Source organism: Ralstonia sp. 25C (genome assembly GCF_051904805.1).
Taxonomy (GTDB): Bacteria; Pseudomonadota; Gammaproteobacteria; order Burkholderiales; family Burkholderiaceae; genus Ralstonia.
This window is the reverse complement of sequence record NZ_CP196737.1, coordinates 3,331,281-3,350,822: the sequence shown is the minus strand read 5'-3', so window position 1 is coordinate 3,350,822 and position 19,542 is coordinate 3,331,281. Positions and strand designations below refer to the sequence as shown.

19 protein-coding genes are annotated in these 19,542 nt (G+C 63.1%); 10 read left to right on the top strand and 9 right to left on the bottom strand.

The genetic code is table 11. The annotated features are described in order from the left end of the window. Positions 1-44 precede the first annotated feature (44 nt). From pnp to ACS7SF_RS15650, 9 genes are all read right to left on the bottom strand, one after another. Positions 45-2,219, bottom strand: a complete 2,175-nt coding sequence (pnp, locus tag ACS7SF_RS15690; protein ID WP_439890624.1) for a polyribonucleotide nucleotidyltransferase — start codon at positions 2,217-2,219, stop codon at positions 45-47. Between the two features lie 310 nt (positions 2,220-2,529). Next, on the bottom strand, positions 2,530-2,799 hold the full coding sequence (rpsO, locus tag ACS7SF_RS15685; protein WP_252683993.1) for a 30S ribosomal protein S15: 270 nt from the start codon (positions 2,797-2,799) through the stop codon (positions 2,530-2,532). 155 nt (positions 2,800-2,954) lie between these two features. After that, positions 2,955-4,214 (bottom strand): branched-chain amino acid ABC transporter substrate-binding protein, encoded by a 1,260-nt coding sequence (locus ACS7SF_RS15680; protein ID WP_439890623.1) that lies wholly within the window; start codon positions 4,212-4,214, stop codon positions 2,955-2,957. A 315-nt stretch (positions 4,215-4,529) separates the two neighbouring features. Further along, on the bottom strand, positions 4,530-6,071 hold the full coding sequence (locus ACS7SF_RS15675) for a 2-isopropylmalate synthase (RefSeq protein WP_439890622.1): 1,542 nt from the start codon (positions 6,069-6,071) through the stop codon (positions 4,530-4,532). Positions 6,072-6,386: 315 nt separating this feature from the next. Beyond that, complete coding sequence (gene pssA, locus ACS7SF_RS15670; protein ID WP_439890621.1) at positions 6,387-7,259, bottom strand: CDP-diacylglycerol--serine O-phosphatidyltransferase; 873 nt, start codon at positions 7,257-7,259, stop codon at positions 6,387-6,389. Between the two features lie 13 nt (positions 7,260-7,272). Further along, the gene (locus ACS7SF_RS15665; protein WP_439890620.1) at positions 7,273-7,920 is read right to left on the bottom strand and encodes a phosphatidylserine decarboxylase; all 648 of its coding nucleotides are present in this window, start codon (positions 7,918-7,920) and stop codon (positions 7,273-7,275) included. 148 nt (positions 7,921-8,068) lie between these two features. Further along, entirely contained in the window at positions 8,069-9,085 is a 1,017-nt protein-coding gene (gene ilvC, locus ACS7SF_RS15660; protein WP_439890619.1) for a ketol-acid reductoisomerase, read from the bottom strand. 63 nt (positions 9,086-9,148) lie between these two features. Further along, positions 9,149-9,640 carry an acetolactate synthase small subunit gene (gene ilvN / locus ACS7SF_RS15655; RefSeq protein ID WP_426397899.1) on the bottom strand — a complete coding sequence of 164 codons (492 nt, stop codon included), beginning with the start codon at positions 9,638-9,640 and terminating at the stop codon, positions 9,149-9,151. Beyond that, positions 9,640-11,397, bottom strand: coding sequence for an acetolactate synthase 3 catalytic subunit (locus ACS7SF_RS15650; RefSeq protein WP_439890618.1), 1,758 nt, complete (start codon positions 11,395-11,397; stop codon positions 9,640-9,642). Before ACS7SF_RS15650 ends, ilvN begins: the two co-directional genes overlap by 1 nt. A gap of 368 nt (positions 11,398-11,765) precedes the next feature. Between ACS7SF_RS15650 and ACS7SF_RS15645 the strand changes: the two genes are divergently transcribed. From ACS7SF_RS15645 to ACS7SF_RS15600, 10 genes are all read left to right on the top strand, one after another. Beyond that, the gene (locus ACS7SF_RS15645) at positions 11,766-12,332 is read left to right on the top strand and encodes an RNA polymerase sigma factor (protein ID WP_426397896.1); all 567 of its coding nucleotides are present in this window, start codon (positions 11,766-11,768) and stop codon (positions 12,330-12,332) included. Further along, a complete protein-coding gene (locus tag ACS7SF_RS15640) occupies positions 12,329-12,772 on the top strand; it encodes a DUF3619 family protein (RefSeq protein ID WP_439890617.1) in 444 nt (147 codons plus the stop codon). Before ACS7SF_RS15645 ends, ACS7SF_RS15640 begins: the two co-directional genes overlap by 4 nt. Positions 12,773-12,783: 11 nt before the next feature. Further along, positions 12,784-13,641 (top strand): DUF3106 domain-containing protein, encoded by an 858-nt coding sequence (locus tag ACS7SF_RS15635; protein WP_439890616.1) that lies wholly within the window; start codon positions 12,784-12,786, stop codon positions 13,639-13,641. Between the two features lie 93 nt (positions 13,642-13,734). After that, entirely contained in the window at positions 13,735-14,259 is a 525-nt protein-coding gene (locus tag ACS7SF_RS15630) for an RDD family protein (protein WP_439890615.1), read from the top strand. Positions 14,260-14,287: 28 nt separating this feature from the next. Further along, positions 14,288-15,307 (top strand): esterase/lipase family protein, encoded by a 1,020-nt coding sequence (locus ACS7SF_RS15625; RefSeq protein ID WP_439890614.1) that lies wholly within the window; start codon positions 14,288-14,290, stop codon positions 15,305-15,307. Positions 15,308-15,551: 244 nt separating this feature from the next. Beyond that, on the top strand, positions 15,552-16,511 hold the full coding sequence (locus ACS7SF_RS15620; protein ID WP_439890613.1) for a UDP-2,3-diacylglucosamine diphosphatase: 960 nt from the start codon (positions 15,552-15,554) through the stop codon (positions 16,509-16,511). Between the two features lie 107 nt (positions 16,512-16,618). Next, positions 16,619-17,662 carry a glycosyltransferase family 4 protein gene (locus ACS7SF_RS15615; RefSeq protein ID WP_439892777.1) on the top strand — a complete coding sequence of 348 codons (1,044 nt, stop codon included), beginning with the start codon at positions 16,619-16,621 and terminating at the stop codon, positions 17,660-17,662. Positions 17,663-17,668: 6 nt separating this feature from the next. Continuing rightward, positions 17,669-18,121 (top strand): diacylglycerol kinase, encoded by a 453-nt coding sequence (locus tag ACS7SF_RS15610; protein WP_439890612.1) that lies wholly within the window; start codon positions 17,669-17,671, stop codon positions 18,119-18,121. A gap of 137 nt (positions 18,122-18,258) precedes the next feature. Continuing rightward, positions 18,259-18,957 carry a TetR/AcrR family transcriptional regulator gene (locus ACS7SF_RS15605; protein ID WP_426397885.1) on the top strand — a complete coding sequence of 233 codons (699 nt, stop codon included), beginning with the start codon at positions 18,259-18,261 and terminating at the stop codon, positions 18,955-18,957. Continuing rightward, complete coding sequence (locus ACS7SF_RS15600; protein ID WP_426397884.1) at positions 18,954-19,538, top strand: TIGR00730 family Rossman fold protein; 585 nt, start codon at positions 18,954-18,956, stop codon at positions 19,536-19,538. The genes ACS7SF_RS15605 and ACS7SF_RS15600 overlap by 4 nt, the downstream gene beginning before the upstream one ends. Positions 19,539-19,542: the final 4 nt, after the last annotated feature.

Sequence of the window (19,542 nt, the reverse complement as noted above, 5' to 3'; positions counted from 1 at the left end):
GGCTGGACACTGTCCAGCCGTTTTTCCTAGCGAAAACCGCTCGCTTACTGCTGTTGTTGCTGCTGCTGTTGCGACACAGCCTCGCCCGCGCCCGGCGCTTGCGGCGCAGCGGCCGGCACGTCGCCCTCTTCAGCCTTGGCGGCCTTGATCGACAGACGCATGCGGCCCTTCTCGTCGGTGCTCAGCAGCTTCACGCGCACAGCCTGGCCTTCCTTCACGTAGTCGGAAACCTGGTTCACGCGCTCGTTGGCGATTTCCGAGATGTGCAGCAGACCGTCCTTGCCCGGCAGGATGTTCACGATCGCGCCGAAATCCAGCAGCTTGAGCACGGTGCCGTTGTAGATCTTGCCCACTTCAGCTTCGGCCGTGATGCCTTCGATGCGACGCTTGGCTTCTGCCATGCCTTCCGACGAGGTCGACGCGATGGTGATCGTGCCGTCTTCGCCGATATCGATCGTGCAGCCGGTTTCCTTGGTCAGTGCCTGGATGGTCGAACCGCCCTTGCCGATCACGTCGCGGATCTTCTCCGGATTGATCTTGACCGTGATCATGCGCGGAGCGTGCTCCGACAGTTCGGCGCGGGCGCCGCCCATCGCAGCCTGCATCTTGCCCAGGATGTGCAGACGGCCTTCCTTGGCTTGCGCCAGAGCGACCTGCATGATTTCCTTGGTGATGCCCTGCACCTTGATGTCCATCTGCAGCGCGGTGATACCAGCGTCGGTACCCGCCACCTTGAAGTCCATGTCACCCAGGTGATCTTCGTCACCCAGAATGTCGGTCAGCACGGCGAACTTGTTGTCTTCCAGGATCAGACCCATGGCCACGCCAGCCACGTGCGCCTTGAGGGGCACGCCAGCGTCCATCAGTGCCAACGAGCCGCCGCACACCGAAGCCATCGACGACGAACCGTTCGACTCGGTGATTTCCGACACCAGGCGGATCGTGTAACCGAATTCGTCAGCAGCCGGCAGCACCGGAATCAGTGCGCGCTTAGCCAGGCGGCCGTGGCCGATTTCGCGACGCTTCGGGCTGCCCACACGGCCGGTTTCGCCCGTGGCGAACGGCGGCATGTTGTAGTGGAGCATGAAGCGATCACGGTACTCGCCTTGCAGCGCGTCGATGATCTGCTCGTCGCTCTTGGTGCCCAGGGCGGCCACCACCAGCGCTTGCGTTTCACCACGCGTGAACAGTGCCGACCCGTGCGCACGCGGCAGCACCGACGAGCGGATCTCGATCGGGCGCACCGTGCGGGTGTCGCGGCCGTCGATACGCGGTTCGCCATTCAAGATCTGGCCGCGCACGATCTTCGATTCGAGCTCGAACAGAATGTTGTCGACTTCCACGCCGTCGGCTTCCACGCCGGCTGCAGCCAGCTTCTCGGCGACCGACTTGTAGACTTCCTTCAGCTTCTGGCTGCGCGCCGACTTCTGGCGCAGCTGGTAAGCGGCTTGCAGATCGGCCAGGCCCAGCTCGGACACCTTGGCGGTCAGCACTTCGTTCTTCGGAGCTGCTTGCCAGTCCCACTCCGGCTTGCCACCTTCGCGCACCAGATCGTGGATCGCGTTAATGGCGATCTGCGACTGCTCATGGCCGTAAACCACAGCACCCAGCATGATCTCTTCCGACAGCTGGTTGGCTTCGGACTCGACCATCAGCACGGCACGCTCGGTACCGGCCATGACCAGGTCCAGCTCCGAATGCGCCAGTTGTGCGCGATTCGGGTTCAGCAGGTACTGGCCATCCTTGTAACCCACGCGGGCTGCGCCCACCGGGCCGTTGAACGGCAGGCCCGACACGGCCAGTGCAGCCGAAGCGGCCACCAGCGCCGGGATATCAGCCGGCACTTCCGGGTTGATCGACAGCACGTGGATGACGACCTGGACTTCGTTGTAGAAGCCTTCCGGGAACAGCGGGCGCAGCGGACGATCGATCAGGCGCGACGTCAGCGTTTCGTTTTCCGACGGACGACCCTCACGCTTGAAGAAGCCACCCGGGATCTTGCCGGCGGCGTAGGTCTTCTCGAGGTAATCGACCGTCAGCGGGAAGAAGTCTTGACCCGGCTTCGGGTTCTTGGCGCCCACCACGGTGGCGAGCACAACGGTGTCTTCCATGTCGAGCAGCACGGCGCCGCTCGCTTGACGGGCGATCTCACCCGTTTCCATGCGGACCTTGTGGCCGCCCCATTGGAATTCTTTGACGACCTTATTGAACATGGTCATAGCATCTCCTGTTCGGTATTCGCGGCGCGCTTCATTACGCTTCGCCGCGACAAACACGTTCCGGAAGACGGTGCGGTTGCAGAGGTGTGTTTATGCCATTCCAGCGCAACGCTTGCAGGCAACGCCGCGTTGGAATGACACAAGATTCTGCTTCCTGCCGCCCCCGGTCCTAACAATCAGCGATATCACCGACTGCCATCATTGCCGGTTGCCCGGCGCAGCCGCAAATGCGGCCGCCAAAAACAAAATGCCTGCATCAGCATGCTGACGCAGGCACTTGTTCATCACGCGCAGTGCGTGAGACCCACCATTACTTACGCAGACCCAGCTTGGCAACCAGCGCGGTGTAACGGTCAGCATCCTTGCTCTTGAGGTAGTCCAGCAGACGGCGGCGGCGGCTCACCATCTTGAGCAGGCCACGACGGCTGTGGTGATCCTTCATGTGCGCCTTGAAGTGCGGCTGCAGTTCGTTGATGCGGGCGGTCAGCAGTGCAACTTGCACTTCCGGGCTACCCGTGTCGTTGGCGCTGCGGCCGTTATCCTTGACGATGTCTTGCTTCTTGATGTCAGCGACGGACATTTTGATTCCTTTGACTTGCGGACACTGCAGCGAAGGCCGCCGCGGGTGCCGTGTTGAACAATAATCTTGCCAGCCATTCCGAACCCGGTTTGGGCAGCAAGACCGCGATTATAGCCGAGAACCCCGCCCTGACGACAGTTCTGTGTCACGCGCGCTCAATAGCGCACCATCTTGCATGTCGTCGGCAGCGCTGTTTGCGCTGCAGGAATCACTTTCAGCGTGCGAAAACCATAGCCGGAACCCTCGATGTCGAACGGCACGCCGGGCGTACCGGCGCGCTCCATCTGCGTGACGATCAGCGGTTGAATGGCTTGATGGTCCTCCGCGCGCAGTGTGATGCGGTGGAATCCGTTATCGAGCGAAGCGCCTTGCAGCGCACGCGCCACGGCACCTGCCTCTGTGGTGCCGGCACGCTCGATGGCGGCGGCCAGCATGTCGATCATCATCTGGTCACGCAGCAGCGGGTAGTCGTCGGCCGGCAACGGATAGCGCGCGCGGAAAGCCTTGTAGAACGCGTCGGACTTGGCGCCGCCCAGATTTGGATGCCACTCTGCCACTGCGACCACGCGGCCGACGCCCGCCTCACCCATCGCGCCCGGTGCACCCAGCGAGTTGCCGTAGAACGTGAAGAAACGCGCCTTGAGCCCCACATCGCGCGCCGCCTTGACCAACAGCGTCAGGTCATTCCCCCAGTTTCCGGTGATAACCGTGTCCGCGCCCGATGCGGCAATGCGCGCCACGTACGGCGCGAAGTCCTTCACTTTGCCGATGGGGTGCAGCACCTCGCCGACGATGGCCACGTCCGGGCGCTTCTCGCCCAATTGCTGGTGTGCGAGTTGCGCCACCTGGCGGCCGAAGGTGTAGTCCTGGCCGATCAAATAAACCTTCTTGACGGCCTTGTCCGCACGGATGACTTCGGTGAGCGCATGCATGCGCATGTCCGCCGACGCGTCGAAGCGGAAATGCCAGAAGCTGCACGCCTCGTTGGTCAACGCCGGGTCAACGGCGGCGTAATTGAGGAACAGTACGCGCGCGTCCGGATGACGCTCGTTGTAGCGTGAAATCGACGTTGACAATGCCGCGGCAGCCGCCGAACTGTTGCCCTGCAGGACGAAGCGCATACCGGCATCGGTGGCGGCCTGCAGTTGCAACAATGATTCATCGACGGTGTTCTTACTATCCAAGCGCACGAGCGCGAGGGGATGGCGGCCATCAGGCAGTTTCACGCCTCCGCGCGCGTTCACACCTTCGATGGCGATGCGCAGATTGCGGTCCACCGCTTCCCCCGCATTGGCGAACGGCCCCGAAAGACCTTCGATCAACGCCAGCCGGATCGGCGCAGCTTCAGGCTGGGCACTTGCCGCGCCACACAACCCCACGGCCGCCAGTGCGGCCACGAACCAACGAAACACCATGGCAAATCTCCGTGAAGCGCGGATGGTAAAGCGGCTGCGCACGCCAACACAAGGCACGCGCAGCCGCACTTGACGCATGGGATCGTTTCAACGGCAACATCCACGCGAGGCGCATCACCTGGCGTGGATGTTCGGGTCGGCCATGTCGTGGATCGCACGAACATCGCTCTCAAAGCCAATCAGCATGGCGCACGCTCCTGGCGTGCCCGGTGCTGCTGCACCCGCTTCGCGTCCCGGTGGGTAACCGGCAGCGCGCTCTGTGGTGATCGTGTGGGGGTCTGGGCTGACTCCTGCGTGTGTTGGTGAAACCCGCGATCAGATCTGCGGGTTGAGTTTTTCGCTGCTCTTGTCCTGCAGCTTGTTCAGCGCCGCCAGGTAGGCCTTGGCGGATGCCGCCACGATGTCCGGATCGGTGCCGACGCCATTGACGATGCGGCCCGACTTGGACAGACGCACGGTCACCTCGCCCTGCGCCTGCGTGCCGGTGGTGATCGCATTGACCGAATACAGAAGCTGCTCGGCTCCGCTGCCGACCTTGCTTTCGATGGCGTTGAGCGTGGCGTCGACCGGGCCATTGCCCTCCGCCTCGCCCGTCACTTCCTTGCCATCGGCAACGAAGACGATACGTGCGTGCGGGCGCTCACCGGTTTCCGAGCGCTGCGCCAGCGACACGAAGCGGAAGTGCTCGCCTTCGCTCTGCTGCGCTTCGTTCGAGACGATGGCGACGATGTCCTCATCGAAAATCTCGGCCTTCTGGTCGGCCAGTTCCTTGAAGCGCGTAAAGGCAGCGTTCAATTCGGCTTCCGAGTCCAGCTCAATGCCCAATTCCTGCAGGCGCTGCTTGAATGCGTTGCGGCCCGAAAGCTTGCCGAGAACGATCTTGTTGGCCGTCCAGCCCACGTCTTCGGCACGCATGATTTCGTAGGTGTCACGCGCCTTGAGCACGCCATCCTGGTGGATGCCCGACGCGTGTGCGAAGGCGTTGGCGCCCACCACAGCCTTGTTCGGCTGCACGACGAAACCGGTGATCTGCGAGACCAGCTTGGAGGCCGGCACGATCTGCGAGGTATCAACACCGACGTCGAGGTTGAAGTAGTCGCGGCGCGTCTTGACGGCCATCACCACCTCTTCAAGGCTGGTGTTGCCGGCGCGCTCGCCCAGGCCGTTGATCGTGCATTCGATCTGGCGCGCGCCACCCAACTGGACAGCGGTCAGCGAGTTGGCAACGGCCATGCCCAGATCGTCATGGCAATGCACGGACCAGATCGCCTTGTCGGAATTCGGAATGCGCTCGCGCACCGAGCGGATCAGCGCGGCATAGCCTTCCGGCACCGCGTAGCCCACCGTATCGGGCAGGTTGATGGTGGTCGCGCCTTCGGCGATCACGCCTTCCAGCACGCGGCAGAGGAAATCCATGTCCGAGCGGCTGCCGTCTTCCGGCGAGAACTCGATGTCGTCCGTGAACTGGCGGGCGAAGCGCACAGCCAGGCGGGCTTGTTCGTACACCTGATCCGGCGACATGCGCAGCTTCTTCTCCATGTGCAGCGCCGACGTGGCGATGAACGTGTGGATACGGAACTGGCCGGCCGGCTTGAGCGCCTCGGCAGCGCGGGAGATGTCGCGGTCGTTCGCTCGCGCCAGCGAGCAAATGCGCGAATCCTTGACCGACTGCGCAATCGCACGGATTGCCTCGAAGTCACCATTGGAGCTGGCCGCAAAGCCGGCTTCGATCACGTCCACCTTGAGCCGCTCGAGCTGCTTGGCGATGCGGATCTTCTCTTCCTTGGTCATCGATGCCCCGGGGGACTGCTCGCCGTCGCGCAAGGTGGTATCGAAAATGATGAGTTTGTCGCTCATGGCGGCTCCTAGAGGGGGTGACGTTTTTGACGTCGGTCTTAGTGGGTGTCTCGAATGTTTTTTGCGGCGCAGAATGCAAAACGCCCCGGCGTGCATGGTTGCAGGCCGGGGCGCTGTGAATTCTGGTTCGCGAAAACTTGGCGGTTTCTGCTTGCCTTGTCTTGCGATTTCCTATGCGCGTGTCCCGACCTGACGACCTAGTAGGTCATCAATCGAGACTAGCGTAATCAGAATGGAAATCGGGCGCGAAAGCATGCGGACGACTATAGACGAATTCAAAAATTGACGCAAGCGCACAAGGGTGCAGCGCATTGATCACTCATGCGCATCGTCGGAAGTGGGCTTCGGCACCCGCGGGCTGCCCTGCTGACCATGCAGCGTACGCCAGCCCCAGAGCAGATAGCCCGACACCGCATAGCCGACGAACAGGCCAAACAGCGCCACCGGCGGATCGCTCGACACGACCACGAACAACACGAGCACCAACACCATCACGCCGAACGGCACGCGGTGACGCACATCGAGCGCCTTGCCGCTATAGAACGGCGCGTTCGACACCATCGACAGACCCGCATACAACGTCAGCCCGAAAGCGACCCACGGCATCCACAGCTCTTTCACCGGCAGCTTGTTGTCGATTGCCAGCCAGACGAAACCGGCAATCAACGCTGCAGCAGCCGGGCTCGGCATGCCCTGGAAGAAACGCTTATCGACCGAGCCGATGTTGGTGTTGAAGCGTGCCAGACGCAGTGCAGCCCCCGCGCAGTAGACGAACGCCGCGAGCCAGCCCCACTTGCCCAGGTCACGCAGAATCCACTCGTACATGACCAGCGCAGGCGCGACACCGAACGACACCATGTCCGACAGCGAGTCGAATTGCTCGCCGAACGCACTTTGCGTATTGGTGATACGAGCTACGCGGCCGTCCATGCCATCAAGCACCATCGCCGCAAAGATGGCGATCGCCGCCGTCTCGAAGTTCAGGTTCATCGCCTGCACGATGGCGAAAAACCCCGCGAACAGCGCCGCCGTCGTGAAGGCGTTGGGCAGCAAGTAAATGCCGCGGCGGCGCGGGCGGATGACTTCGAGATCATCGTCCTCCGAGCGCGGTTGGTTGTGACGCAGCGGACGCAAATGCGTGACGTTGCTGGCGGTAAAACGCTTCTTGCGTCGGTTGAACGCGGGCATGGCGGCCTCCGGATCAGTCCAGCTCGGCGAGCACCGTCAGCGTGGCGGACACCTTCTCGCCGATCGTCACGCGTGGGCGTGCCGTCAGCGGCAGGTACACGTCGACGCGCGAGCCGAAGCGGATGAAACCGTAACGCTGGCCGCGGGTAAGCGCCTCGCCTGCCTTGGTGTAGCAAAGGATACGTCGCGCGATCAACCCGGCCACCTGCACCGAGGTGACGATCTGGCCATCAGCGCGACGCAGCACGATGGCATTGCGCTCGTTCTCGAGCGACGCCTTGTCCAGGTCGGCATTGACGAACTTGCCCGGGAAGTATTGCACTTGCTGCACCGTGCCATCGACCGGCGCGCGATTCGAGTGCACGTTGAACACGTTCATGAACACGCTGATCTTCAGCGCATCACGATCGGCGTACGGGTCACGCACTTGTTCGACGGCTACGATGCGGCCGTCTGCCGGCGAGAGGATCGCGTTGGCTTGCGTCGGCACGGCACGCGCCGGATCGCGGAAAAACTGCAGCACAAACAGCGTCAGCACCCAGAACGGCCACGCCCAGCCGAAGCCGGCGGCCATCTGCACGATAAGCGAGACGATGAAAATCCCGCCCAGATACGGCCAGCCCTCGCGGGCGATGATGGGATGCGGATACGTGTTGTTCAAATCAGACCTCGACAGCGTCTTGAAGGAAATGCGGCATTCTAGCCGACACGGGGCCGCGCCAGCACTTGAAACGGTGCCGAATTCCGTCGATTCAGTATAAAAAAAGCCAGCCCGGAGGCTGGCTTCTTCTCGCACAAGGCTTGATCGATCAGTTCTTCGACTGGTCGACCAGCTTGTTCTTGGCGATCCACGGCATCATCGCGCGCAGCTTGGCGCCAACTTGCTCGATCTGGTGCTCTTCGGTCAGGCGGCGGCGCGAGATCAGCGTCGGTTGGCCTGCCTTGTACTCCAGCAGGAAGCTCTTGGCGTACTCGCCGGTCTGGATGTCCTTCAGGCACTGCTTCATGGCCTTCTTGGTCTCGTCCGTCACGACGCGCGGGCCGGTGACGTATTCGCCGTATTCGGCGTTGTTCGAGATCGAGTAGTTCATGTTGGCGATGCCGCCTTCATAGATCAGGTCGACGATCAGCTTCAGCTCGTGCAGGCACTCGAAGTACGCCATTTCCGGAGCGTAGCCAGCTTCCACCAGCGTCTCGAAGCCAGCCTTGATCAGCTCGACCGTACCGCCGCACAGCACGGCTTGTTCGCCGAACAGGTCGGTTTCGGTTTCTTCGCGGAAGTTGGTTTCGATGATGCCGGCGCGGCCGCCGCCGTTGGCGGTGGCATACGACAGGGCGATGTCACGCGCTGCGCCCGACTTGTCCTGGTGCACGGCGATCAGGTGCGGCACGCCGCCACCTTGGCTGTACGTGCCACGCACGGTGTGGCCCGGGGCCTTCGGGGCGATCATGATGACGTCCAGATCAGCACGCGGGATCACGGCACCGTAGTGCACGTTGAAGCCGTGGGCGAATGCCAGTGCGGCGCCTTGCTTGATGTTGTTATGCACTTCGTTCTTGTACACGTCGGCGATCTGCTCGTCCGGCAGCAGGATCATGACAACGTCGGCTTCCTTCACAGCCTCGGCCACTTCCTTCACTTGCAGGCCGGCGTTGACCGCCTTGTTCCACGACGCGCCGCCCTTGCGCAGACCGACCGTGACCTTCACGCCCGAGTCATTCAGGTTCAGGGCGTGGGCATGGCCTTGCGAGCCGTAGCCGATGATGGTGACGTTCTTGCCCTTGATCAGGGAGAGGTCGGCGTCCTTGTCGTAAAACACTTTCATGGTGATGTCCTAATTTTCAAATACTTCAATATCGATGGGGGCCGGCAGCATGCACGCGCCGGTTCAAACCTTCAGAATGCGCTCGCCGCGGCCGATACCCGAGCCGCCCGTACGGACGGTCTCAAGAATGGCAGCGCGATCGATGGCATCGAGAAACGCGTCAAGCTTGCTGCCGTTGCCGGTCAGCTCGATCGTGTAAGTCTTCTCGGTGACGTCGATGACGCGGCCGCGGAAGATATCCGCCGTACGCTTCATCTCCTCACGTTCCTTGCCGACGGCACGCACCTTCACGAGCATCAGCTCGCGCTCGATGTGCGCACCTTCGGTCAGGTCGACGACCTTGACGACTTCCACCAGGCGGTTCAAGTGCTTGGTGATCTGCTCGATGATGTCGTCCGAACCGGTCGTGACGATCGTCATGCGCGACAGCGAGGCATCTTCGGTCGGGGCGACCGTCAGCGTCTCGATGTTGTAGCCGCGCGCCGAGAACAGGCCCACCACGCGCGACAGCGCGCCCGGTTCGTTTTCCAGCAGGACAGAAATGATATGGCGCATTACAGGTCCTCCGCGCCGAGCAGCATCTCAGAGATGCCCTTGCCTGCCTGGACCATCGGCCAGACGTTTTCGGTCGGGTCGGTCTGGAAGTCGAGGAACACGGTACGATCCTTGAGTCGGAAGGCTTCGCGCAGCGCGGGCTCCACGTCGGACGTCTTTTCGACGCGCATGCCCACGTGGCCATACGCTTCTGCCAGCTTCACGAAGTCGGGCAATGCCTGCATGTAGGAGTGCGAGTAACGGTTGTCGTACTCGATTTCCTGCCACTGGCGGACCATGCCCAGGTAACCGTTGTTGAGCGAGCAGATCTTCACCGGGGTGTCGTACTGCAGGCAGGTCAACAGTTCCTGGATGCACATCTGGATCGAGCCCTCACCGGTGATGGTGACGACTTCCTTATCCGGGAACGCCTTCTTGATGCCCATCGCGTACGGCAGGCCCACGCCCATCGTGCCCAGGCCACCGGAGTTAATCCAGCGACGCGGCTCGTTGAACTTGTAGAACTGTGCAGCCCACATCTGGTGCTGACCGACGTCGGAGCAGACGAAGGCATCGCCGTTCGTCAGTTCCCAGATCTTTTCGACCACGTATTGCGGCTTGATGATCTCGGAAGTGCGGTCGTACTTCAGGCAATCGACGCTGCGCCACTGCTCGATCTGTTCCCACCACTTGGCCAGCGCCGTCTTGTTCGGCTTGGCTTCGCCCGATTGGATCTGGCTGATCATCTCCTGCAGCACGTCCTTGACGTTGCCGACGATGGGGATGTCAACCTTCACCCGCTTGGAGATGGAGGACGGATCGATGTCGATGTGGATGATCTTGCGCGGCTGCGACGAGAAGTGCGCCGGGCTGCCGATCACGCGGTCATCAAAACGCGCGCCGATGGCAATCAGCACGTCGCAGTTCTGCATCGCCATGTTGGCTTCGTACGTACCGTGCATGCCCAGCATGCCCACGAACTGCTTGCTGGTGCCCGGGAATGCGCCCAGGCCCATCAGCGTGTTCGTAACCGGGTAACCCGTCAGCGCAGCCAGCTGGCGCAGCTCTTCGCTGGCCTCGGCAAGCACCACGCCGCCACCCGAATAGATGTACGGACGCTCAGCCTGCAGCAGCAGGCTCACCGCCTTGCGGATCTGGCCCGAGTGCCCTTTGTTGACGGGGTTGTACGAGCGCATCTCGATGGTCTTCGGATACTCGTACTTGCACATCTCGCGCGAGACATCCTTGGGGATGTCCACCACCACCGGGCCCGGACGGCCGGTCGCGGCGATGTAGAACGCCTTCTTGATGGTCGAAGCGAGGTTGCGCACGTCCTTCACAAGGAAGTTGTGCTTGACGATCGGACGGGTGATACCGACGGTGTCGCATTCCTGGAAGGCGTCCTGGCCGATGGCGTGCGTCGGCACGTTGCCGGTGATGATCACCATCGGGATCGAATCCAGATAGGCGGTGGCGATGCCGGTCACGGCATTGGTCACGCCCGGGCCGGACGTCACGAGGGCGACACCGACCTTGCCCGTGGCGCGCGCATAGCCGTCAGCCGCATGGACTGCCGCCTGTTCATGGCGCACCAGGATGTGCTCGATCTTGTTTTGCTTGTAGAACGCGTCGTAGATATAGAGCACCGCGCCGCCGGGGTAACCCCAGACGAACTCGACGCCCTCTGCCGCGAGCGCATTGACGAGGATGTCAGACCCCATCATGTCGGCAGATGAACCGCTATTGGCGTGGGAAAATTCCGCGCTTGGCATATTCATGTCAGTCCTTTGCAATTTTCGGCAAAAAATTGTTTGGATGCTCTCTACCGGGCTTGTGGCGCGGATTTGAGCGGTGCGCGTCTGCATGGATGGTCCGCCTGATGGGCGGCCAGATGAGACAAACCACAGATATTGTGAACCGTCGATGATACTGCAATGCCGCATGCCGGTCCAGCGACGGCACGATTCGCCCCGGAACGCACCCGCCAGACAGTTAGACTGTCCGCCGACCCGCATTTTTGCTAGCATCGCAACATTTTTGACGGTTCACGCCGTCGTTGCCGTGCGGCGTCATATTCACATTGCGTCACACCGTGACATTCTGAAATTTCGCCAGACCGCCCCCTTAGGATTCGCTCCGCCGTTGTATGGCCTCTGAACAGGAACTGTCGGCCTTCCTCATAAGCGTCGAAAAACGCGCCTTCAAGCAGGCAGTATTCGCAGTCCGCGATGACGACGCCGCGCTCGACATCGTGCAGGACGCGATGATCAAGCTGGCCGAGAAATACGGCGATAAGCCCGGGGCCGAACTGCCGTTGTTGTTCCAGCGCATTCTTCAAAACACGATCCACGACTGGTTTCGCCGCACCAAGGTACGCAATACGTGGGTCAGCCTGTTCTCCAGCTTCCGCACGGATGCCGAGGGCGACGACACCGACCCCCTGGAGCTGATCGAAAGTGAAGCCGGCTCCACCGCCGCCGAAAGCAGCGCCGACAAGGTGGAGCGCGCCCAAATGCTGGAAATTCTGGAACGCGAGATCGAGAAGCTCCCGACACGTCAACGGGAGGCCTTCCTGATGCGTTACTGGGAGGACATGGATGTTGCTGAAACAGCCCAGGCAATGGGCTGTTCCGAGGGGAGCGTGAAGACGCACTGCTCGCGGGCAACGCACGCCCTGGCCCAAGCGCTGAGGGCGCGAGGGATCCGACTATGAACAAGGTAGAACTCCGAGAACGCCGTTTTGCGCATGCCGTCCGTACCGCTCTGAATGAGTCGGCCGGGCAGTTGCCGCCCGATGTGCGCGACCGCCTCGCTGCGGCGCGCCGGACAGCGCTCGCACATAAGAAAGCGGAAGCACCGCGCACGGTGCACTCGCCCGCCTTGGCCATGCCGGGGGGCGGCTCCGTTTCCTTCGACGCGGAGGAAGGCTCGTCCTCGCCGCTCCACCGTGTTGGCGCCTTCCTGCGCCGCTTTGGGCTGCTGTGGCCGACCATCGCACTGGTGGCGGGGTTGGCCGGCATCTATCAGTGGCAACAGCAGCAACGCGTGGACGAACTCGCCGAGGTCGACGCCGCCATGCTGCTCGACGATCTGCCGCTGGCCGCCTACGCCGATCAAGGCTTCCATCAGTATCTCGACAAACGCGATCAGTGAAAGGCTGATCGATGAGCAATTTGCACCGCACCCACGGCCAACCACCGCGAGGCGATCGGCTCCTGCGCTTGCGCGTCGGCTTCCTTGCGCTCGTTGGCGCGACGGGGCTGCTCACGGCTGAGCTGGCGATGGGGCAAATGCCTGCAGCATCGGCACCCGCGTCCGCGCCGAGCGTGACGACCAACGCGCTGGCATTGCCGACGCCGCCCGCGACGAATCCGCAACCGTCCATCCACCCGAACTGGTCCGAGTTGACCATCGTGCAGCAGCGCATCCTCGCGCCGCTGGCACCGGAATGGAACGGCATGCCGGAACTCTCGCGCAAGAAGTGGCTGCAAATCACGCAGGCGTACCCGAAGTACACGCCCGCGCAGCAGCAGCGACTACAGACACGCATGGCTGACTGGGTCAAGTTGACGCCAGAACAGCGTCACCGCGCCCGCGAAAACTTCCAGACCAGCAAGTCCGTTCCGCTGCAGAAGAAGAGCGAGGCTTGGCAACGCTATCAGGAACTCCCGGAAGAGCAAAAGAAGGCGCTCGCCGCTGCGGCAAAGGCGCAGAAACGCCCGTCTGCAGTGACTGCCTTGCCGGGCAACGCAGTCCTCGCCAAGGATGCCGCCAAGGCGCTGCATCACGGCGCACGCACCAAGCCGGGCACGACCAAATCAGCGCCGAATCCGCTTGCGCCTGCCAAGGCGACGGGTACGGCTTCGGCCTCCGCGCCGGCTGCAACACCAGCACAGGCACCGGCGGTTTCCGCGCCACAGACGCCGGTCACGCCGATTGCGCCTGCGCATCCGACGACTTCACCGACCAACACTGACGGGGACTCCGGCAACCCACCGCCGTCCACCGTGCTGGGCGGCTGAGCCCGGCACACCGTTTGGCATAATCCGAGCACGCGTCGCGCACCTTCCGCCGACGCATGATCGACAGCGCGACGCTTGCGCTCACCCGGTTCGATGCCCAATACCGCTCTCCCCGCTTCGCCCGTTGGGGCGCATGACTCACTTGTCGCTCCCACGCTGCGCCGCCGCTTGGCTGCGATGCTCTATGAGGGGCTGCTGCTGTTTGGCGTGATGTTCGGCGCAACGGCGATCTTTCTACTGCTGCGCGCGATCTTGCCGCCGTTGGCGCGTACGGGCGATGTCGGCCTGCAAGTGTGGGGCTTCTTCGCGCTGGGTCTGTACTTCGTGGGGTTTTGGCGCAAGCGTGGTCAGACGCTCGCCATGCAGACGTGGCGGATGCGCGTAGTGAATGCGGATGGCTCGCGCATCTCGCTCGGGCGTGCCGTGGTGCGCTATGCGCTGGCGTGGATCTGGGTGGCAGCCGCTGTCGCCATCATTCACGTGAGCGGGGTTTCGCGCTGGGCGGGCGCTGGCGTTGCGCTGGGTTGCGTGCTGGCGTGGGGCGCATTGGCCTGGCTGGACCCGCAACGCCAGTTCTTGCACGACCGCCTGGCCGGTACGCGGCTGGTGCGCGACTGACGCCATCCTCATCGGCGACGGCCCAACCATGACCCGCGCCGATCTTTCCGCTTCATCCGTGCCCTTCGCTTCGCTGACGGCCGCCAACGCGCGACGCGTGGCGGTGGCGCTGCAATGTGCGGCAACGCTTGCCGTGGGGTGGGCGGCGCATCGCTGGGGCGGCTTGGGATGGGCGGGTGCGGCCACCGTTGCTGCGGTGGCACTGGTGCTCGGCTATCTCATCTCCGTGGGCTGGGCCTTCGTCGTAACGCGAACTACGCTCGGTACGGCTATCCCAGATGACCCTGCATGGGACCGCATGCCCGTACCGCACGAATTCCGGATCAGCGCAGCGGGCTTCATTGCCTGCTGGTTGCGCGAATGTGTGTCGGTGGCGTGGATGTTCAACGTGCTGCAGCCGTTTCGGGCGCAAGCCGCGTTCGATGTGCCAGCCGACGGCGGCAAGCGCGTGCCGGTACTGATGATCCATGGCTATGGATGCAATCGCGCGGTGTGGTTGCCGCTGCAGAAACACCTGGCTGCCGCCGGCCACCCGATCGACGCCATCGACCTGATGCCGCTGCTGGGCGACATCGACGACTATGCGCGCGACATCGCGGGTGCAGTTGCACGTATGACGCGCGCGCACGGCCGCGCGCCAGTCCTGCTCTGCCACAGCATGGGTGGGCTCGCAGCGCGTGCGCTGCTGCAGCATGCGCCGGACGGCTGCCAAGTCGCGCATGTCATCACATTGGGAACGCCGCATCGCGGTACGGCGATGGCGTGCTCGGGGCGCGGTCACAACGTGCGCCAGATGGCATGGGCAAGTCCATGGCTACGCCAGCTTGCGGCCTCTGAAACGCCCGCGGTACGCGCACGCATCACGTCGATTTTTTCGTGGCACGACTCCATCGTCGGGCCTGCAGGCGCGTCTTGGCTGGAGGGCGCGCAGCATATCGACTTTGCCGCGATCGGCCATGTGTCGTTGCTATGCGACGCCCGCGTGCGCGGCGCCGTGCTAGCCGAACTCGCACGCATCGACGGTAGCCAGCCGGCCGCATCCGCTTAAAACGCGCGCCCGGCTTCGCTCTCGGCCGCAGGCCTTCTCCTCTTGCGGCAACCACGTCATGTGACGGTCATGTTTCTGACATGGCTTGTTCACGCAGTAGTGGCGAAATCCGTCCAACGCAGCCACCGTTGCCGACATGGTCTTGCCCAAACTGCCATCGCGCCCCGCTTTCCTCCGCCGCCTCGCGCAACGCTTTCGCGCCGCTCCCCTCACCGGTTCCGACTGGAACGCCTCACCGCCTCTGATGCAAATGGCTGCCGGATTTGCCGCGGCCGGCGCGCTGGGCTCGGCCGTACCGGCTGGTCGCGGCGATGTGCGTGAACATGAGGCCGCGGCCGTCGCACCGAGTACCACACTCACGCCCGACTTGAACGCGGACAAGGACAGCCAGGACACCGACCCGCCCGCCGAGAAAATCCACCGCTACCGCACGATCTGGCTGTCGGACATCCACCTGGGCACGCCCGGTTGCCAGGCGGAGTACCTGCTGGACTTCCTCAAGCACCACGAATCCGACACGCTGTACCTCGTTGGCGACATCGTCGACGGCTGGCAACTGCGCAAGGGCTGGTACTGGCCGCAGGCCCACAACGATGTGGTGCAGAAGGTGCTGCGCCGCGCGCGCAAGGGCACGCGTGTGGTGTTCATCCCCGGCAACCATGATGAGATGGCGCGCCAGTTCCACGGTCTGAATTTCGGCGACATCGAAGTCGCGGAAGACGCAGTGCACGTGACTGCTACCGGCAAGCGCCTGTGGGTCGTGCACGGCGATCTGTTTGATGGCGTGATGCAGCACGCGCGCTGGCTCGCCTACGTGGGCGACACGCTCTACACCTTCATCCTGGCGATGAACCGGCATTTCAACCGCATCCGCGTGCGGCTGGGGTTTCCGTACTGGTCGCTGTCGCAGTACCTCAAGCACCAGGTCAAGAACGCGGTCAACTTCATCAACTCGTTTGAGCGCGTAATGACCGACGAAGCGCGCCGACGCGGCTGCGACGGCGTGGTCTGCGGGCATATCCACAAGGCCGAGATCCGCGAGATCGACGGCCAGCTTTACTGCAACGACGGCGACTGGGTGGAGAGTCTCTCCGCGCTGGTCGAAACGATGGAAGGCGAGTTGCAGATCGTCTACTGGACGCATCTGCTCGATGCGCCGCGCACTTCCCGCCGCGCACGCCGTGCCGCTGCGGCCGCTGCCTGATGGAAACCCAAGCCCACATGACCAACACCAACATCGACCTCACGCAGCCCCAGCCCGCCGCCGCTCAATCGACATCCGCCACACCGCAAGGAGAGCCCGTGAAAGTCATGATCGTCACCGATGCCTGGGAACCGCAGGTCAACGGCGTCGTCCGCACCCTGACCCAGACGCGCCGTGAGCTGGAGGCCATGGGCCACATCGTCGACATGATCACGCCGCTCGAATTCAAGACGGTGCCGTGCCCGACGTATCCGGAAATCCGCCTGTCGATCCTGCCGGCCAAGCGCGTGCGCGAGCGCATCGAAAAGTTTGCCCCGCAGGCGCTGCACATCGCGACCGAAGGCCCGCTGGGCCTGGCAGCACGCGCCTATGCGCTGCGCCACAAGCTGCCCTATACGACGGCGTACCACACGCGCTTTCCCGAGTACGTGCAGGCGCGCTTTGGCATTCCGCTGGCGTGGACGTATCGCTTTCTGCGCTGGTTCCATAGCCCCGCCCAGGCCGTGATGGCCCCGACGCCCGTGGTGCTGAAAGACCTCGCCGACTACGGCATCACCAACGGCGTGCTGTGGACGCGCGGCGTCGATCTCGACATCTTCACCGCCCAGCGCAGCAACGTGCTGAACACAGCGCACCCAATCTTTCTGTACGTCGGCCGCGTGGCCGTGGAGAAGAATGTCGAGGCCTTTCTGGAACTCGATCTGCCAGGTTCCAAATGGGTCGTCGGTGAAGGCCCGGCGCTGGCCGGCCTGAAGGCGAAATACCCGAACGCCAACTACCTGGGCGTGCTCAAGCAGCCGGAACTGGCCAAGGTGTACGCCTCGGCGGATGTGTTCGTCTTCCCCAGCCGCACCGATACGTTTGGCCTCGTACTGCTCGAAGCGCTCGCTAGCGGCTTGCCGGTGGCGGCGTATCCGGTGACGGGCCCGATCGACGTGCTGGGCGATTCGCCAGCCGGTGCGCTGCGCGAAGACCTGCGCGAAGCCTGCCTGGAAGCGCTGCGTATCGACCGCACCACGGCCCGGGCGCACGCCGAGAAGTTCTCGTGGCGCGCAGCTTCGGAACAATTTCTGGCCCACCTGCGCCCGATGCCGGCCGTACAATCCAGCGATTCCAAGACTGTTCAACCGTCCACCGCCGCAGGTGGTTGACCCTGCATGAAGCCTGCTACTCCGCCGGATCATCCGCCGGCACCCCCAGCCGCGACCACGTATTCGCCCGCCGACAACCCGCACAAAGGCAATCGCGGCGTCACGCGGGCGTGGTTTGCGCTCAAGAATTCCATCAGCGGCATCCGTTTCGCCATCGACGAGGAAAGCGCATTCCGACAGGAGCTGACACTGTGCGCGATCCTGCTGCCCTGCGCGTTCATCATCCCCGCGACCACCGTGGAGCGGATCATGATGATCGGCACGCTGGTGCTGGTGCTGATCGTTGAACTGCTCAATTCGAGCGTGGAAGCGGCGGTCGATCGCATCTCGCTGGAGCAGCATGGGTTGTCCAAGCGCGCCAAGGATTTCGGCAGCGCGGCCGTCATGCTGGCCCTGCTGCTGTGCGGGGGGACGTGGGTGGCAATCGCCTGGCCGTGGGTCGCATCGCTCTTGCGGTAAAGAAAGCCAACACGAAAACCGGCGCCAACGTTTGGCGGGGTCTGGGGCATCACATTGGGGCTCGTTGCGTAAGCACGATCTTTTATAATCCGGGCACACAACGCCACGGAGACAGGGCCCACAGCCTTGGCAGTTCAATGGAAACCAAGCAGCATTCCACCGGCCCACGCCGCACGCGCGATCGCATCCTTGAGGTGTCGCTGCGCCTGTTCAACGAGCTGGGCGAGCCCAACGTCACCACCACGACGATCGCCGAAGAGCTGGAAATCAGCCCGGGCAACCTGTACTACCACTTCCGCAACAAGGACGACATCATCAACTCGATCTTCGTGCAGTTCGAGCAGGAGATGAGCCGTCGCCTGAAGCTGCCGGATGATCACAAGGCCACGCTGGACGAGACCTGGGGCTATCTGCAGTACATGTCGGAGTTCATCTGGAACTACCGCTTCCTGTACCGCGACATCAACGATCTGCTCGCGCGCAACCGCATGCTGGAGCTGAACTTCAAGCGCATCGTCGAGCAGAAGCGCCACTTTGCGATGGACATCTGCCACCAGTTCATTGAAGACGGCGAGATGGAAGCCACGCCCGAACAGGTGGACGTGATCTGCACCAACATGGTGGTGGTCGGCACCTACTGGCTGTCGTTCCAGTTTGTGCAGCACCCGCGCCAGTACAACGACCCGAACGCGATCCGCGACCACCTGCACGGCGCCAGCTATCACATCCTGTCCATTCTGGCGCCGTATCTGCGCGGCAAGCCGCGGCGGGCCTTTGATCTGCTAGCGGTCAGCCGCAGCAGCGATTTGCCGCCGGAAACCAACCCTGTCAAATGAAATCCATCTGCGTCTATTGCGGTTCCAGCCCCGGCGTACGGCCGGAATACAAGGCCAACGCCATCGCCCTGGGCGAAGAGATGGTCAAGCGCGGCCTCTCGCTTGTCTACGGTGGCGGCAACGTCGGCCTGATGGGCATCGTGGCCGATGCGGTGCTGCACGGCGGCAACCCGGTCGTCGGCATCATCCCCAAGTCGCTGGTGCGCAAGGAGGTCGGCCATAAGGAGCTGACCGAGCTGCACATCGTCGACAGCATGCACCAGCGCAAGCAGATGATGGCCGACCGCGCGGATGCCTTCATCGCCATGCCCGGCGGCGTGGGCACGTATGAAGAGCTGTTCGAAACCTTCACGTGGCTGCAGCTCGGCTACCACAACAAGCCCATCGGCCTGCTGAACGTGGCGGGCTTCTACGACAAGCTGCTGGCCTTCATCGACCATGCGGTGCAAGAGGGCTTCCTCAAGCGCCATCACGCCGACTTGCTGCACGTGAGCCAGGACCCGGCCGAGTTGATCGACATGCTGGCAAACGCGCCGCGCGAAACGGTCGACAAGTGGTCGGAACGCCGCGAGCGCACCTAGCGCT

Excerpts from the sequence above, each read along its gene's own strand:
- pnp (WP_439890624.1), bottom strand. The coding sequence starts at position 2,219 with ATGACCATGTTCAATAAGGTCGTCAAAGAATTCCAATGGGGCGGCCAC.
- rpsO (WP_252683993.1), bottom strand. The coding sequence starts at position 2,799 with ATGTCCGTCGCTGACATCAAGAAGCAAGACATCGTCAAGGATAACGGC.
- ACS7SF_RS15680 (WP_439890623.1), bottom strand. The coding sequence starts at position 4,214 with ATGGTGTTTCGTTGGTTCGTGGCCGCACTGGCGGCCGTGGGGTTGTGT.
- ACS7SF_RS15675 (WP_439890622.1), bottom strand. The coding sequence starts at position 6,071 with ATGAGCGACAAACTCATCATTTTCGATACCACCTTGCGCGACGGCGAG.
- pssA (WP_439890621.1), bottom strand. The coding sequence starts at position 7,259 with ATGCCCGCGTTCAACCGACGCAAGAAGCGTTTTACCGCCAGCAACGTC.
- ilvC (WP_439890619.1), bottom strand. The coding sequence starts at position 9,085 with ATGAAAGTGTTTTACGACAAGGACGCCGACCTCTCCCTGATCAAGGGC.
- ilvN (WP_426397899.1), bottom strand. The coding sequence starts at position 9,640 with ATGCGCCATATCATTTCTGTCCTGCTGGAAAACGAACCGGGCGCGCTG.
- ACS7SF_RS15650 (WP_439890618.1), bottom strand. The coding sequence starts at position 11,397 with ATGAATATGCCAAGCGCGGAATTTTCCCACGCCAATAGCGGTTCATCT.
- ACS7SF_RS15645 (WP_426397896.1), top strand. The coding sequence starts at position 11,766 with ATGGCCTCTGAACAGGAACTGTCGGCCTTCCTCATAAGCGTCGAAAAA.
- ACS7SF_RS15640 (WP_439890617.1), top strand. The coding sequence starts at position 12,329 with ATGAACAAGGTAGAACTCCGAGAACGCCGTTTTGCGCATGCCGTCCGT.
- ACS7SF_RS15635 (WP_439890616.1), top strand. The coding sequence starts at position 12,784 with ATGAGCAATTTGCACCGCACCCACGGCCAACCACCGCGAGGCGATCGG.
- ACS7SF_RS15630 (WP_439890615.1), top strand. The coding sequence starts at position 13,735 with ATGCCCAATACCGCTCTCCCCGCTTCGCCCGTTGGGGCGCATGACTCA.
- ACS7SF_RS15625 (WP_439890614.1), top strand. The coding sequence starts at position 14,288 with ATGACCCGCGCCGATCTTTCCGCTTCATCCGTGCCCTTCGCTTCGCTG.
- ACS7SF_RS15620 (WP_439890613.1), top strand. The coding sequence starts at position 15,552 with ATGCAAATGGCTGCCGGATTTGCCGCGGCCGGCGCGCTGGGCTCGGCC.
- ACS7SF_RS15615 (WP_439892777.1), top strand. The coding sequence starts at position 16,619 with ATGATCGTCACCGATGCCTGGGAACCGCAGGTCAACGGCGTCGTCCGC.
- ACS7SF_RS15610 (WP_439890612.1), top strand. The coding sequence starts at position 17,669 with ATGAAGCCTGCTACTCCGCCGGATCATCCGCCGGCACCCCCAGCCGCG.
- ACS7SF_RS15605 (WP_426397885.1), top strand. The coding sequence starts at position 18,259 with ATGGAAACCAAGCAGCATTCCACCGGCCCACGCCGCACGCGCGATCGC.
- ACS7SF_RS15600 (WP_426397884.1), top strand. The coding sequence starts at position 18,954 with ATGAAATCCATCTGCGTCTATTGCGGTTCCAGCCCCGGCGTACGGCCG.